The sequence below is a fragment of the Bradyrhizobium sp. CCH5-F6 genome (assembly GCF_001556045.1).
Classification (GTDB): Bacteria; Pseudomonadota; Alphaproteobacteria; order Rhizobiales; family Xanthobacteraceae; genus Bradyrhizobium.
Map to the genome: position 1 here is coordinate 53,895 of NZ_LSIC01000018.1, position 15,413 is coordinate 69,307.

Annotated in this window: 12 protein-coding genes; 6 read left to right on the plus strand and 6 right to left on the minus strand. The window is 64.3% G+C overall.

The window, feature by feature from the left end; translation table 11 throughout:
• Positions 1-165 precede the first annotated feature (165 nt).
• From urtE to AX729_RS04000, 4 genes are all read left to right on the plus strand, one after another.
• Complete coding sequence (gene urtE / locus AX729_RS03985) at positions 166-855, plus strand: urea ABC transporter ATP-binding subunit UrtE (RefSeq protein ID WP_061020607.1); 690 nt, start codon at positions 166-168, stop codon at positions 853-855.
• 27 nt (positions 856-882) lie between these two features.
• Positions 883-2,112, plus strand: coding sequence for a formamidase (gene fmdA / locus AX729_RS03990; protein WP_061020608.1), 1,230 nt, complete (start codon positions 883-885; stop codon positions 2,110-2,112).
• A gap of 93 nt (positions 2,113-2,205) precedes the next feature.
• Positions 2,206-2,583, plus strand: a complete 378-nt coding sequence (locus tag AX729_RS03995; RefSeq protein ID WP_061020609.1) for an FmdB family zinc ribbon protein — start codon at positions 2,206-2,208, stop codon at positions 2,581-2,583.
• 62 nt (positions 2,584-2,645) lie between these two features.
• A complete protein-coding gene (locus AX729_RS04000; protein WP_061020610.1) occupies positions 2,646-3,686 on the plus strand; it encodes an aliphatic amidase in 1,041 nt (346 codons plus the stop codon).
• Positions 3,687-3,745: 59 nt separating this feature from the next.
• On the opposite strand, the gene AX729_RS04005 is transcribed toward AX729_RS04000, so the two are convergent.
• The 4 genes from AX729_RS04005 to AX729_RS04020 all read right to left on the minus strand — a co-directional run bounded on the left by AX729_RS04005 (position 3,746) and on the right by AX729_RS04020 (position 10,020).
• Positions 3,746-4,567 carry an MlaD family protein gene (locus AX729_RS04005; protein WP_061020611.1) on the minus strand — a complete coding sequence of 274 codons (822 nt, stop codon included), beginning with the start codon at positions 4,565-4,567 and terminating at the stop codon, positions 3,746-3,748.
• Positions 4,568-4,725: 158 nt separating this feature from the next.
• Positions 4,726-6,942, minus strand: coding sequence for an acetate--CoA ligase family protein (locus AX729_RS04010; RefSeq protein WP_061020612.1), 2,217 nt, complete (start codon positions 6,940-6,942; stop codon positions 4,726-4,728).
• A 143-nt stretch (positions 6,943-7,085) separates the two neighbouring features.
• Positions 7,086-7,655 (minus strand): class GN sortase, encoded by a 570-nt coding sequence (locus AX729_RS04015; protein ID WP_061020613.1) that lies wholly within the window; start codon positions 7,653-7,655, stop codon positions 7,086-7,088.
• Positions 7,656-7,758: 103 nt separating this feature from the next.
• Positions 7,759-10,020 carry a marine proteobacterial sortase target protein gene (locus AX729_RS04020; RefSeq protein WP_061020614.1) on the minus strand — a complete coding sequence of 754 codons (2,262 nt, stop codon included), beginning with the start codon at positions 10,018-10,020 and terminating at the stop codon, positions 7,759-7,761.
• A 185-nt stretch (positions 10,021-10,205) separates the two neighbouring features.
• On the opposite strand from AX729_RS04020, the gene AX729_RS04025 reads away from it, so the two are divergent.
• Positions 10,206-10,976, plus strand: a complete 771-nt coding sequence (locus AX729_RS04025) for a helix-turn-helix transcriptional regulator (RefSeq protein ID WP_061020615.1) — start codon at positions 10,206-10,208, stop codon at positions 10,974-10,976.
• An 84-nt stretch (positions 10,977-11,060) separates the two neighbouring features.
• Here AX729_RS04025 and AX729_RS04030 read toward each other — a convergent pair whose 3' ends face one another.
• Together AX729_RS04030 and AX729_RS04035 are read right to left on the minus strand one after the other, a co-directional pair.
• Positions 11,061-12,284 carry an ABC transporter substrate-binding protein gene (locus tag AX729_RS04030; protein WP_061020616.1) on the minus strand — a complete coding sequence of 408 codons (1,224 nt, stop codon included), beginning with the start codon at positions 12,282-12,284 and terminating at the stop codon, positions 11,061-11,063.
• A 71-nt stretch (positions 12,285-12,355) separates the two neighbouring features.
• Positions 12,356-13,906 (minus strand): acyl-CoA synthetase, encoded by a 1,551-nt coding sequence (locus AX729_RS04035; RefSeq protein WP_061020617.1) that lies wholly within the window; start codon positions 13,904-13,906, stop codon positions 12,356-12,358.
• Between the two features lie 266 nt (positions 13,907-14,172).
• Between AX729_RS04035 and AX729_RS04040 the strand changes: the two genes are divergently transcribed.
• A complete protein-coding gene (locus AX729_RS04040) occupies positions 14,173-15,309 on the plus strand; it encodes an acyl-CoA dehydrogenase family protein (protein ID WP_061020659.1) in 1,137 nt (378 codons plus the stop codon).
• Positions 15,310-15,413 lie beyond the last annotated feature (104 nt).

Consider the following 15,413-nt stretch of genomic DNA (forward strand, 5'->3'; position numbering starts at 1 on the left):
GATGCGATCCGGGTGAGGGGTGTCTCTCCGCGCGTCAAACTGCCTAGTGCATCCGCGGATGCAAACCCCTCATCCGTCGCGGACTGCGTCCGCGCCACCTTCTCCCACAAGGGGAGAAGGAAGGCGTTCGTGCCTCACCATTCACTCTGAACCAGGAAGACGCTGATGCTGGCTATCTCCGATCTCCACGTCGCCTACGGCCAGAGCGAGGTGCTGCACGGGCTCAACGTCAAGGTCGCGCCGAAGGAAATCGTGGCGATCATGGGCCGCAACGGCATGGGCAAGACCACGCTGATGAAGTCGCTGATGGGTATCCTGCCGGCAAAGAGCGGATCCGTCAGCATGGACGGTGCCGAGCTCGGCAGCTTGCCGAGCTACGCGCGTGTCGCCAAAGGCCTCGCCTATGTGCCGCAGGGCCGCATGATCTTCTCGACCATGACGGTGAAGGAGAACATCGAGACCGGCCTCGTCGTCTCCGGCGGGTCGGAGGTTCCGGCTGACATCTACGAATTGTTCCCGGTCCTGCTCGAGATGAAGGGGCGCCGCGGCGGCAATCTCTCCGGCGGCCAGCAGCAACAGCTCGCAATCGCGCGCGCACTCGCCACGAAGCCGAAAGTGTTGCTGCTGGACGAGCCGACCGAAGGCATCCAGCCCTCGATCATCAAGGAGATGGCGCGCACCCTGAAGCGCATCCGCGACGAGAAGGGCCTCTCGATCGTCGTGTCCGAACAGGTCCTGAGCTTCGCGCTCGACATTGCCGACCGCGTGCTGGTGATCGAGAACGGCGAGATCGTGCGCGACGACCCGCGTGACGCCGTCGATGCCGCGCAGGTCTCCAAATATCTGTCCGTCTAACCAACCGTGTAAAAGGGGAGCCTCTCGATGCCAGAGACACTGATCAAGGTCGATCTCACCAAATCGGCCTATGAAAACGACATGGTGCACAACCGCTGGCACCCCGACATCCCGATCGTGGCCTGGGTCAATCCCGGCGACGATTTCATCATCGAGACCTATGACTGGACCGGCGGATTCATCAAGAACAACGATTCCGCCGACGACGTGCGCGACATCGACCTGTCGATCGTGCACTTCCTTTCGGGTCCGATCGGCGTCAAGGGCGCCGAACCCGGCGACCTCCTCGTCGTCGATCTGCTCGATGTCGGTCCGCTCAAGGAGAGCCTGTGGGGCTTCAACGGCTTCTTCTCCAAGCAGAACGGCGGCGGCTTCCTCACCGATCATTTTCCGCTGGCGCAGAAATCGATCTGGGACATCAAGGGCCTCTACACTTCGTCCCGCCACGTGCCCGGCGTCAACTTCGCCGGCCTGATCCATCCCGGCCTGATCGGCTGTCTGCCCGATCCGAAGATGCTGGAGATGTGGAACAAGCGCGAGGCCGAGCTGATCTCGACCAATCCGACCCGCGTGCCCGGTCTTGCCAATCCGCCGTTCGCGCCGACCGCCCATGGCGGCCGCGCCAAGGGCGATGCCAAGGCCAAGATCGGTGCGGAGGGCGCGCGCACGGTGCCGCCGCGCGAGCACGGCGGCAATTGCGACATCAAGGATCTCTCGCGCGGCTCCAAGATCTACTTCCCGGTCTACGTGCCCGGTGCGGGTCTCTCGATGGGCGATCTGCATTTCAGCCAGGGCGATGGCGAGATCACCTTCTGCGGCGCGATCGAGATGGCCGGCTGGCTGCATCTGAAGGTCGAGGTGATCAAGGACGGCATGTCGAAATACGGAATCAAGAACCCGATCTTCAAGCCGTCGCCGATTACGCCGAACTACAAGGACTATCTGATCTTCGAAGGCATCTCGGTGGACGAGGCCGGCAAGCAGCACTATCTCGACGTCCACATCGCCTACCGCCAGGCCTGCTTGAACGCGATCGAGTACCTGAAGAAGTTCGGCTATTCCGGCGCCCAGGCCTACTCGATCCTCGGCACAGCGCCGTGCCAGGGCCACATCTCCGGCGTGGTCGACGTACCCAATGCCTGCGCCACGCTGTGGCTGCCGACGGAGATCTTCGACTTCGACGTGATGCCGTCTTCGGCAGGCCCGATCAAGCACATCAAGGGCGACATTCAGATGCCGATCTCGCCGGACAAATAGTCCCTGCGCGACCGGGTGCGGGACGGCGCGTCTTGTGCCGCCCCGCACCCGCCGCCGGATGGTTTGAACAGACAAGAGCGTGGGGATGATGCGATGCCGGTCTATGAATATCTCTGTGACGACTGCGGTCCCTTCAAGGACCTGCGCCCGATGGCGGAATGCGACGATCCGCAAAGCTGTCCGCACTGCGAGGCGCTTGCGCCGCGGGTGATCCTGACCGCGCCGAATTTCTTCTGCATGCCGGCGGAGAAGCGCAAGGCGCACGCCGTCAACGAGCGCAGCACGCACGCGCCGCAGACGCTGGCGCAATACAAGGCCTCGCATGGTCCGGGCTGCGGCTGTTGCTCCCCCGGCAAGACCGTCAAGGACAAGAGCTCGCCGGACCGAAAGAAGCCGGCGCGGTTGATGACGAAGACCAGGAGCGGAGCCAAAGGCTTTCCGACGGCGCGGCCCTGGATGATCAGTCACTAACCCACGCGACCGCCCGATCGGCGGCGACCCAGAACAACGAGTCAAGTACAGGAGCGGTCAACATGCTTCACGGCGATATTTCCAGCAGCAACGACACGGTCGGCGTTGCGGTGGTCAATTACAAGATGCCCCGGCTGCATACCAAGGCCGAGGTGCTCGATAACGCCCGCAAGATCGCCGACATGATCGTTGGCATGAAGCTCGGCCTGCCCGGCATGGACCTCGTGATCTTCCCGGAATATTCCACGCAAGGCATCATGTACGACTCCAAGGAGATGTACGAGACGGCATCCATGGTGCCGGGCGAGGAAACCGCGATCTTCGCCGAGGCCTGCCGCAAGGCCAAGGTCTGGGGCGTGTTCTCGCTGACCGGCGAGCGCCACGAGGAGCATCCGCACAAGGCGCCCTACAACACCTTGATCCTGATGAACGACAAGGGCGAGATCGTGCAGAAGTACCGCAAGATCATGCCGTGGGTGCCGATCGAGGGCTGGTATCCCGGCAATTGCACCTACGTCTCCGAGGGGCCGAAAGGGCTCAAGGTCAGCCTGATCATCTGCGACGACGGCAATTATCCGGAGATCTGGCGCGACTGCGCCATGAAGGGCGCCGAGCTGATCGTGCGTTGCCAGGGCTATATGTATCCGGCCAAGGAGCAGCAGGTCATGATCTCCAAGGCCATGGCGTGGGCCAACAACGTGTATGTGGCAGTCGCCAACGCCGCCGGCTTCGACGGCGTCTATTCCTATTTCGGCCATTCAGCGATCATCGGTTTCGACGGCCGCACCCTCGGCGAGTGCGGCGAGGAGGATTACGGCATCCAGTACGCCCAGCTCTCGAAACATCTGATCCGCGATGCGCGCCGCAACGGCCAGTCACAGAATCATCTCTACAAGCTGGTCCATCGCGGCTACACGGGCATGATCAATTCCGGCGACAGCCCGCGCGGCGTCGCGGCGTGCCCGTATGATTTCTACAAGAACTGGATCAAGGATCCCGAAGGCACCCGCGACATGGTCGAGGCGATGACCCGCGCGACGCCGGGCACCGACGAGTGCCCGATCGACGGCATCCCGAACGGATCATCGCCAAGCAACTACTGAGCAATGCTGGGATACGTTACCCGCTCGTACGCCGGATGTCGGGTGCCATGTAGCGGGTACTAGCGCTTCTGTTCCGTGGGTCTGCGCGGGGGGCGCGGTGCGACCGGCGTTCCCGCCATCTTGTTGGCGGTCTCGCTGACGTCGAGCAGCGAGCGGCGGATATCCTCGATGTAGCCAGCCGACTTCTTCTTCATGGTGGCGGCGAGCTCGTGCAGTTCCTGTATCTTTTCGAACAGCTCGTCGGCCTTGCCGTCGACGAAGCCGGGTACCGCGCCCTCGATCTTGCTGACCGCCTTGTCGAAGCCCGCGAAGGCGCTGTCGACCTTGGCCATCACGGAATCGATCTCCCCGCCCTTGCTCCTGAGATCGCCGGTGGAGGCCTCGAATGTACGAAGCCCCTCCTTGATCGCGGGGGCGTTGCTCACGATGGTGCGGTCGACGCTGTGCAAGGTGTCGACGATCGATTCGGCGTCGCTGAGATCGGCGGTCAGGATGGGGATGCCGTCCAAGTCCAGAGGCACCGGCGGCGCGGAAGGCGCGCCCCCGATCAGCGAGATCGCGGCGATGCCGGTGAGGCCCTGAAACTCGATGCCCGCGACGGTGTCCTTGCGGATCGGCGCGCTGTTGTCGACCATCACCAGCGCCACGATCCTGCGCGGACTGTCCAGCTTGATCGACAGAATCTGCCCCGCGGGGACACCGTCGAAATTGACCGGGCCGCCACGGCGCAGGCCGCTGGCGGAACCGCCCTCGAACACGACGCGCAACTGGCTGCGGCTCTGGATGCTGCGCCATTTCTGCGCGCCGAGGACGCCGCCGAACGCTACGGCGATCGCCGCCAGCGTCGCCGTGCCGATCACAAGATTGCTCGCGCGTGCCATGGGGCTGAGTCTACGGCCAAAGCGGGATGGTTGGAAGGTGCTCGAATGGCCGCGATTCTAGGTAGGGCGGGTTAGGGAAGCGTAACCCAGCCAATGCGTCGCGCTTGGATGGACCGAATTGGCGGGCTGCGCTGCCGCCAATCCGCCCTGCGACATCCTCAATGCCCGGCCGCGCGCTTGGCCGCGGCATTGTTCAACACGATCAGCGCATCGACGGCCACGCCTGTCCTGGTGTTGATCAGGAAGGGGTTGATGTCGATCGAGGCGATCCGGTTGCCGGCATCCGCGATCAAATTGGACAGGCCGACCAGCGCTTTCACCGCCGAGGCCTCGTGCAGGGCCGGCTTGCCGCGATAGCCGCGCATCTTGATGCCGGCCTTGGTGCGGCCGATCAAAAGGCGAGCCTCGCCCTCGTCCAGCGGCGCGCCGGCGAGTGCGACGTCCTTCATCAGCTCGATGTCGATGCCGCCGGTGCCGAACAGCACGACCGGCCCCATCTCGGCGTCGAGCGAGGCGCCGACCACGAGCTCGAGATCGGCCTTGACCTGCTGTGCGATCAGGATGCCGTCGAGCTTCGGCTTGCCCTTCAGCTTCTTGACGCGTGCGGTGATGTCGGTGAATGCCTTCTTCACCTCGGCCGCGCTGTTGAGATTCAGCACCACGCCGCCGATGTCGGACTTGTGCAGGATCTCCGCACTGACGACCTTCGCCACGACCGGGAAGCCGATCTGCTTCGCAATCTTCACCGCCTCCGCCGCGGTCTGCGCGATCGCTTCCTTCGAGATCGGGATGCCGTAGGCCTTGAGCAGTTTCTTCGAGGCGACCTCGTCGAGCGCGGCGCCAGTTGCTGATCTCAACGTCTTCTCCAGCAAGGCGCGCGCGGTGGGTTTCGAACTCGGGACGACGTCGGGAACCTCCTTGCGCAGCTTCGCATAGTCGAGCAGCGATTTGATCGCGGTCACCGCGCGGTCCATGCCCTGCATGACCGCGAGGTACGGCAGCGACTTGCGCAAGTCCTTGGTGAATTCGGTGAAGCCGATCGAGATCGCGCTGATATAGATCACCGGCTTGCCGGCCTCGCTCGCCATCTCGTTGACGATGCGCAAATTGCGCTCGCGCAGCTCGTGCGGCGCTTTCGGCAGCTCGGCATCGACGATGACGATGTCGATATCGGGGTCGTCGATCATCAGCTTGATCGACTTCATGTAGACCGATGGATCGACCACCGCGGCGAAGCCGGCGTCGAGCGGATTGCCGACGATCGAGCCGGGCCCGAGCATCTTCGCCAGCTCCGAGCTGACATGCGGACTCAGTGGCGCGAAGCTCAGGCCTGCGGCATGGAAGGCGTCGATCAGCATGCCGCGCTTGCCGCCGGACAGCGTGACGGCGGCGAGACGATCGCCCTTGGGCACGGCTGCATGGACGAAGCACTCGGTGGTCTCGATCAGTTCGTCGAGCCCGCCGACCCGAATGACACCTTCGCGCGTTGCAATGGCGTCGAATGTCTCGATCGAACCTGCCAGCGCGCCGGTATGCGCCATCGCCGCGGCGCGGCCGCCTTCGGACGTGCCGAGCTTGAGCGCGATCACGGGCTTGCTCGCGGCGCGCGCCGCCTTGCAGGCATCGCGAAACGCCTTGGTGTTGCGCACGCCTTCGAGGTAGACGACGATCACCTTGATGCTGGGATCCTCGGCGAAATAGCGCATCAGGTCCGGCGTCTCGAGGCCAGCCTCGTTGCCTGTGGTCACCATGTAGCCAACGCCGACACCCCGATCCTCCAGCGCCTGGCGAATCGCCATGACGATGGCGCCGGATTGGCCGGCGATCGCCACCGCGCCTTGTTCCATGGTGACGATTCGATCGTCGATGTTGGTGAAGAGCTTCTCGCCGGCGCTCAAATTGCCGAGGCAGTTCGGACCGGTGACGGCAAGCCCCGTCTCGCGCACGGCCGCCTGCAGTTCGGCGGCGAGCTTCTGGCTCTCCTCGTCCTGCAGCTCGCTGAAGCCCGAAGTGACGATGGTGGCCGAACGTGCGCCGGCCGCGGCGGCATCGCGGATCACCTGCACAACGAAGCGAGCAGGCACCAGCACGAGGACGTGATCGGGCTTCTCGGGAAGGCTCGCAAAATCCTTGTAGCAGGGCACGCCCCAGATCGCGTCGCGCTTGGCGTTGACCGGATAGAGCCCGCCCTCGTAGCCGTACTTGGTCAGGTTGTTCCAGATGCGTTCGGCGTAATTGCCTGGCTTGTCGGTCGCGCCCACCAGCACGATGTTGCGCGGGTGCAGCATGGCGTGGATGCCCTTGACGATGTCGCTTGCGTCGGGCGGCGGAGACCATGGGCGGGACGCGGACGCTGTAGACACATGGGCTTCCATGGCGTGACCTCACCGCTTGTTCTTGTTTGGTGGCGCGTCGCTCTGTTCTATGGCGAGTCCTTCGGGGTGGCAACCATGTGGGCGTCATGCCGTGTGGTGGAATGAAGCGTGCATGAGCGCGAATCGCGCGTCCGGTGGGCGCTCTATCCGTCGGCTCCGATCAATGTCGCATGCAGGATGTAGCGCCCAGGGCCGGGCGTGACGGCGTCGAATGGCCAGCAGGTCGCGAGAATGAGCTCGAAGCCCCGCGCCGTGGGATCGATGCCGGATGCATCGAAACGGACCACGGCCGAGGAATCTGCGCGGTAACGAAAATGTCGACCATCGATGCGTGTGACATCGATGACGTCACCAATGGCAATGTTCCGCAGGAAGCGGAAATGAGTGTCGCGATGGGCGGCATACACGGCAGTCCCGCGTTCTCCCGCATCGGCCGTATGCTGGATATGGCCGGGCCCGAAAGCCAGCGCCTGTCCGCTCGCGCCTTCCAGCACGATGGCGCTGGCGCCGATCCGCTTCACCTCGATCCGCGCGACCGGCCAGGTGTCGGCCCACGACCATGGCTTGACCGCCTGTCCCGTCGCAATGCTCCTGTCGAACGCGCGCTCCAGCAGCATTTGCGCGAGCCATGCCTTGGCGTGGATGTAGGCGCCGTCGCCGAATAGGAAGAGGCCGACAAGCGTGAGAATCAGCGGAGAGATGAGGCGGGGCATCGTTCCACACGCTCTGAGTCTGAGGAAAAAGGCGCGCGCGGCCGTTGTGCAGGGGACGGGCAGCCGCGCGCGCTGAAGCAGAGGAGTTCGGGGGGCTGCTCTCTCAAGCGACGTCGGTGAGCAAGGGCCGACGTCGGTTGAACACGAACAGGATCAGGGCGAGCACGATCAGGACCAGGCCTGCGATCATCTTCAGCTCGGCCGAGGTTGCAGTCTTTGGCAGGCGGATCGCATCGGGCGCGGCAGGCGCAGGCCGCCTCAGCTCCGGCTGGCTGCGCGCATCGGCATGGCGTTCACGCAGCTGCGTCGGGACCTGGGGTCGCTCGCCGAACACCTTCTCGAAGTCCCAGCCGGCGGGCAGGTTGATGGGCAGCTCGCTGAGCTTGAGCGGCGCGCCCTCGGGGCGGCTCGGCGTCTTGTCGACCGCGACGAGGCTGGTCAGTCGCGTGACGATCTGGTGGTCGAGCGCCAGCGCCAGGATCGCCTTGTCTGCTTCCTCAGTGGTCAACTCGCGCAGGGTGCGCGCGACTTCCGCATCGGCGATCTTGCGCCTGGCCCAGAGCTTTGACAGGCCCTTGCCTTCGGCGGCGCTTTGCAGAGGTATCGTCACCGTCCACGGGCGGTCGCCGACGCGTCCCTTGATCTCGAGTGAGCCTGCGAGCTTGTCCAGCCTCGCCGCCAGCACCAGGGGCTCGTCGCGGTAAACGTCGGGAATGATCGCCGGGGTGACATCTGCCGTGCTCTCCGAGAAGTTTGCGGTGAGGCCTGTCACGGCCGGGTTCTCGAGCTTGGCGAACAGGCCGCGCATGCGCTCCTCCACCTGCTCGACGGAGCCGATATGGGTGAAGGCGCCGCGGCCCAGCTCGGCGGCGCGCGTCATCAGATAGGTATTGGGTGCGGATCCGATGCCGACCATGAACACGCGCGAACGGCCGCGCATCGCGGTGATCGTTTCGAACAATTGCTGCTCATTGCCGATCGCGCCGTCGGTCAGGAACACGACCTGGCGGACCATGCCGTTGTCGCCGAGCTTGTCGGCCAACGCAGCGCGCATCGCCGGTACCATCTCTGTTCCGCCGCGCGCCTGCAAGGCGCTGACGAACGAGGTCGCCTCGCCGACGTGCGCCGTGTCCGCCGGCACGGAGGCCGGAAACAGCGTGTCCATGGTGTCGTCGAAACGGATCACGTTGAATCGGTCAGTCGGCTGGAGACGAGAGAGCGCGTAAGTGAGGCTGGCCTTGGCCTGGACAATCGACGTGCCGCCCATCGATCCTGAATTGTCGATCACGAACACGACCTCGCGTGATTGCGGCTTCTGCGTCGCCTGCTCGACGGTGGGTGGGGTGACGAAGGCGAGCAGGTAATCGGCACCGCCGATGCGCTCGCGGAACAGGCCGACCGACGGCGCCTTCTCCGCAGCCGGCTTCCAGGTCAGCTCGAAATCGCGGTCGGCGGGGACGGTCCCGTCGGCGAGCGTGACGAGGCGCGTCGCATCGTCCGGGCTTTCGACCTTGACGTCGTGGTGATGGCTCGTGACCTCGCCGAGCGAAAAGCCGGCTTTCAGGCGCACGGTGATGCTGGTCGGATTGACCGGCGCATTCCTGGCGGGATCCAGCACGGAAGGCGAGATGCGGTCGCGGTCCGGAACCGAATCTGACGTCGCTGCGCCCCAGCCCGAGCCGTCCTTGCGGAAGTCGACGCTCTGCACGATTGGCGCCGGATTGTAGCGCGGTCCGACCACGAGCGGCAGGCGCAAGGAATATTCGCTTCCGGCCTGATGCACCGGCTCCTGGTACTCGATCTGGACCAGAACGGTCTCGCCGGGGCCGATATTGGCCACCGAATTGGTGAAGATGTTCGGCCGCTCCTGCTCGGTGAGCGCAGCCTTCTGGCCGGTGCGACGCGCCTGCTCGTAGATCACGCGAGCCTGCTGCCGTTCCTTGATGTCGCCGACGATGACGCGGTCGCCGACCACCATCTTCAGGGTATCGACGGCGCCACCGCTCGCGAGCGGGTAGACGTAAGTCGCCTCGACCCAATCCTTGGTCGGATTGCGGAAGATCTGCGTAACCCGGGCGCGCAACGTCGGACCCGAGACCGTGACCTCAACGTCGATGCCGAGGCGGATCGCTTCGGTGTAGGCGCCGTCCTCCTTCAAGAGCAGGGTGCCGGACCTTGTATCGCCGGGCTGGAGCAGGCTTGCCTGTTCGGTCGTTGCCGACCAACTTGCTCCCAGGCTCACCAGAAGGGCCAGGAAGGCGACCAGCATCACTGCGATGCCCTGCGCCAGAAGGAACAGCCCGACCTTGATGACGCGGCTCAACAGGGGATGTTCGTCGATCTCGGCCGTGTCGTAGGTGTCCATTTTCTTGCTCCCGAAGCATGTTTGCTGGCCTCAACATCCGTCGGCAGGGCAGCTTTTCGCGAGCAGAATGATCGGCAATGTTCTGCCGTGGCCGGCCCGGGCAGGATGCGGACGCGGCGGCCATGTGCGGTTTTGTGCTGGTTTGTCCGGCCTGCTAGAGTGACGGCGCTGGAGCAGGGCTAACGATGCATACGCAGGATAAACTCACCGACAAGCAGCTCTCGGAAGAGCAGAGTCGCGAGATCGCCGAAACCATCCGCGAGGAGCTCGCCAGACGCCGGATCTCCCGGCAGGCGTTGGCCGAGCAGGCCAAGCTCAGCCTGTCGACGCTGGAGAAGGTGCTCGGCGGTCGCCGGCCGTTCACGCTGGCGACGACGGTCCGGCTGGAGCAGGCGCTGGGCGTCTCCTTGCGCAAAAGTACCGTCGCCGTGACGCCTCCGGCGGCAAACGACGTCGCGCCCGACAGTCTCGGCTCCTATGCCCATCGCGCGGTGACTTGGCTCGAGGACGTCTACATCACCCTGCGGCCGTCTTTCGGCGACAAGGATGCAATCTTCGCCTATCGCACCGAGATCGCCTGGGAGCCGAAAGTCTCTTCGCTGGTCTTCCGCGAGGGCGATCGGACTGATGCCGCTTACGAGCACACCGGTGAGGTCGCCGTTCCCCACCAGTCCGGCTTCATCTACCTCGTCATCATCAAGCACGGTCAGCATCGCGTGATCACGGTGTCGCGGCCGACGGTTGCCGGCGAGATGTACGGCATCATCTCGACGCTCCGCGCCGGGCCCGGCTCGCAGCTCACGCCGATCGCCGCGCCCATCGCCTACGTGCCGCTCAGGAATATTCCGAAGCCGTCCTTGGGGCGGGTTGCGCCCGACGACGGCAACTACGTCCTGTATCGAAAGCATCTGCGCCGCACGGTGGATGAGGCCTTCGCGCTGTTCTTGCCGGCGTAGCCTCGCTTCGACCTCGTTTGCAGACAAAAAGATAGCGGCCTTTTCGGCCGCTATCTGGGCTGGGCAATGCTCAGCTGATGCGAGCTAACCCCCGGTCTCGGCGCTGATGATGTCGCCGAAGAGCTCCCACTGACCGGCCTTGAAGCGGATCATCTTGAGTTGCTCGATCGGCGCGAAGTCGTTGGCGCCAGTGTTGATCTTGATGCCGGGGATCAGCGTGTCGGGCGCAAAATCCTTCAGGCTCGCGGCCTGCTTCATCACGTTCTCCCGCGTCAGGTTGTCCCCACACTGCTTCAAGGTCTGAACCAGGGTCTGCGCGGCGGCATAGCCATAGACGATGTTGGTGTCGGAGACGTTGGCGCCCGGCATGTACTTGTCGATGAAGGCGAGAAACTTCTTCATGCCTTCGTCGTCCTTCCATTGCGGGTCCGATGCGTCCTTCAGATAGCTCGCCGACAGCACGCCTTCCGACGCATCGAGCCCGGCCGGCTTCATCACGGCGCCGATCGAGATCGACACGTCGGTCATCACGTGCATCGGCCTCCATTCGAGCTCGGCGATCTTCTTGATCGCCTGTGCCGCGAATTTCGGCGTCGAGATGTTGACGAAGACGTTGGCGCCGGTGCCCTTCAGCTTGACGATGTGGGAATCGATCGACGGCTCGGTGGTCTCGTAGCTCTCCTCCGCCACGATCAGCGAGGAGGCCTTGTCGCCGAAGATCTCCTTGATGCCGGCGACGTAGTCCTTGCCGAAATCGTCATTGGCATAGAAGATCGCGACCTTCGCGTCCGGCTTCGCCTGCAGGATATATTTGGCGAAGATCCGCGCCTCGACCCGATAGCTCGGCTGGAAGCCCATGGTCCAGGGAAAACCCTTGGGGTCATTCCACTTGCTGGCGCCGGTTGCGAGGAAGAGCTGCGGGACCTTCTTGGCGTTGTGGTACTTCTGCACGGCGGTCTGGGTCGGCGTGCCCAGCGCGTTGAAGACGAGGAACACCTCGTCGCTTTCGATCAGCTTGCGGACCTGCTCCACCGTCTTGGGCGGCGAATAGCCGTCATCATAGGAGATCCAGTTGATCTTGCGGCCGTTGATGCCGCCCTGGTCGTTGATCATCTTGAAATAGGCTTCTTCGGTCTTGCCGATGATCCCGTAGGCGGAAGCGGGACCCGAATAGGCCTCGACATTGCCGATCTTGATCTCGGTGTCGCTGGCGCCGGTGTCGTATTTCTTCTGTGCGAAGGCGCCCTGAACAGAGAGCAAGGTCAGGGTTGTTGCCGCGGCGAGCAGGGCGAGTTTCTTCTTGTTCATGGAAATTCCTTGAGGTTTCTTATGGTTTGGATAGGCACTTCAAAAAAAAGCGCCCGCAAGGGGCGCTTTGGTCAGGCATTCGCGACCTTCTTGTCGACCTCGGAGGCGACCGAGAACTCCTTGCGTAGGGTCGGCTTGTGGATCTTGCCGGTGGCGTTGCGCGGCAGTGCCTCGACGAAGCTGATCTGACGCGGGCATTTGAAACGCGCGAGATTGGCCGCGCAATGGGCGAGGACCTCAGCCTCCGTCAGCTTTTGTCCCGGCTTGACCGCGATGATGGCAAGGCCCACCTCGCCCCATTGCGGATCGGGAATGCCGATCACGGCAGCCTCCGCGATGGCCGTGAGCTGGTGCAGGACGTTCTCGACCTCGGCCGGGTAGACGTTCTCGCCGCCGGAGATGTACATGTCCTTCCAGCGATCGACGATGTAGTAGAAGCCTTCCTCGTCGACCCGGGTCGCATCGCCGGTGTGCAGCCAGCCGTCGGTGAAAGACGTCTTGTTCGCTTCCGGCCTGTTCCAGTAGCCCGGCGTGATGTTGGGGCCCTTGACCCAGAGCTCGCCGAGCTCGCCGACATCGGCATCGCTGCCATCGGGGCGGACGATGCGCACTTCCGTGTGCAGCACCGGTTTCCCGGCCGACCCGGCCTTGCGCACGGCGTCTTCGCGGTCGAGCACCAGCACGGCTGGCGACGTCTCGGTCATGCCGTAGCCCTGCTGAAGCGCAACGCCGCGTGCTTCCCAGACCTTGAGCAGCGGCACCGGCATCGGCGCGCCGCCGACACCGCCGACGATCAGCCGGCTGAGATCGGTCGTCGCGAAGGCCGGGTGCTGCGCCATGAACTGGTAGATCGCGGGTACGCCGAAGAACACGTTGATCCCCTGCGCGGGATCGTTGATCAGGCCGAGCGCGGTGCCGGGATCGAAGGCGCGCATGATCATCACGGTGCCGCCGGCGTGCAGCACCGGATTGGTGTAGCAATTGAGTCCGCCGGTGTGGAACAGCGGCAGCACCGTGAGCAGCACCGAGGCCGGTCCGATGCAGGCGGGGCCGCCGAGATTGACGCAATTCCAGAAGGTCATGCCGTGGGTGATGGTCGCACCCTTCGGATGGCCCGTCGTGCCCGAGGTGTACATTACGGTGGAGACGTCATCGAGCGTGACTTCTTCGGCGCGGTCGAGCGGCTTCGCGGCAGCGATGCCGGCTTCGTAGGTGCCGCTCGGGCCGAGCAGCAGGCTGGTGGCAACGTTGCAGAGCTTTGCGACGGCGAGCGCCGTCTCGGCCAGATCTGTGTCGTGGATCATCACCTTCGGCGCACAGTCGGCAGTGATGAACTGGAGCTCGGGAACGGTGAGGCGCGTGTTCAGCGGCACGAAGATGGCGCCGAGCCGGCCGCAGGCGAACTGCACCTCCAGCGTATCGGTCGTGTTCAGCGCCAGCACCGCGACACGATCGCCGCGCGAAACGTTGAGCGTGTGGCGCAGGAACGAGGCAAGGCGCGAGACGCGGGCGTCGAGCTGCGAGTAGCTGAAGCGGCGCTCGCTCGCGAGGTCGATCACCGCAACCTTGTTCGGCGTGCGGCGGCCATGATGGGCGATCCAATCGTAGTAACGAACGGCCAAGAATTCCTCCCTCGGCGGTCGGTGCCGCCCTCCGTCTTGCTACCTGTGCGCGATGCCCGGCGTGGCGCTGGCGCCGGCCAGAGTCTGTGCAGCAACGTTTCTTTTGAGCCAGAGTTAGCCTGTGCGGGACGAAAATCGTCTTGCGTGGAGTTGCTAGGCCATAGGCTGCGGTGGAGCGGCTTCTGCGGGCAGCCACTCTGCGCAAGTGAATGGCAAATGTTCCAGCCATGGTGGACGAGCGAATCCGCCAACAGGGCGAGACTGCAATGAAGAGCCCTTTCTATACCGCCGAGCACGACGCCTTCCGCGACGTCATGCGCCGTTTCGTCGAGAAGGAGATCACCCCGTTCGCCCATGAGTGGGACGAGGCCGGTGAATTCCCGCGCGTGCTCTATCGCAAGGCGGCCGAGATCGGCCTTCTGGGGCTCGACTTTCCCGAGGAATATGGCGGGATCGCCGCCGACCAGTTCATGAAGATCGTCGCCAGCCAGGAGCTGGCGCGCGCCGGCGCCGGCGGCGTCAGTGCCAGCCTGATGAGCCACACCATCGGTTCGCCGCCGATCGCGCGCGCGGCTCGACCGGAGGTGAAGGCGCGCGTGCTGCCGCAAGTGCTGTCCGGCGAGAAGATCTCCGCGCTCGCGATCACAGAGCCGGGCGGCGGCTCCGACGTCGCAAACCTGAGCACCCGGGCGCGGCGTGACGGCGATCACTACGTCGTGAGCGGCGAGAAGACCTTCATCACCTCGGGCATGCGCGCCGATTATCTGACCGTGGCGGTGCGCACCGGTGGCGAGGGCGCCGGCGGCGTCAGCCTGCTGCTGATCGAAGGCGACACGCCCGGCCTGTCGCGGACGAAGCTGAAGAAGATGGGCTGGTGGGCCTCCGACACCGCGACGCTGCATTTCGACGAATGCCGCGTCCCGGCCGAAAACCTGATCGGCGAGGAAGGCCAGGGTTTCAAGATCATCATGCAGAACTTCAACAGCGAGCGCATGGGCATGGCGGCGAGCTGTACCGCCTTTGCGCGAGTCTGCCTCGACGAGGCGATTGCTTACGCGAAAGAGCGCAAGACCTTCGGCAAGCCACTGGCCCAGCATCAGGTGATTCGCCACAAGATCGTCGATATGGCACAGAAGGTCGCGGCCTCGCAGGCGATGCTGGAGATGCTGGCCTGGCGGCTCGAGCAGGGCGAAAGCCCGGTGGCGGAAATCTGCATGATGAAGAACCAGGCGACGCAGACCATGGCCTTCTGCGCCTCGGAAGCCGTGCAGATCTTCGGCGGCGCCGGATTCATGCGCGGCATCAAGGCCGAGCGCATCTACCGCGAGGTCAAGGTCAACGCCATCGGCGGCGGCACCGAGGAGATCATGAAGGATCTGGCGTCGAGGCAGATGGGGTTGTGACGGACACCGTCATTCCGGGGCGGCGCGTAGCGCCGAACCCGGAATCCATCGAGCCGCAGATGTCGTAGAAGAATGGATTCCGTGTTTGCGCCTCGCGCCCCGGA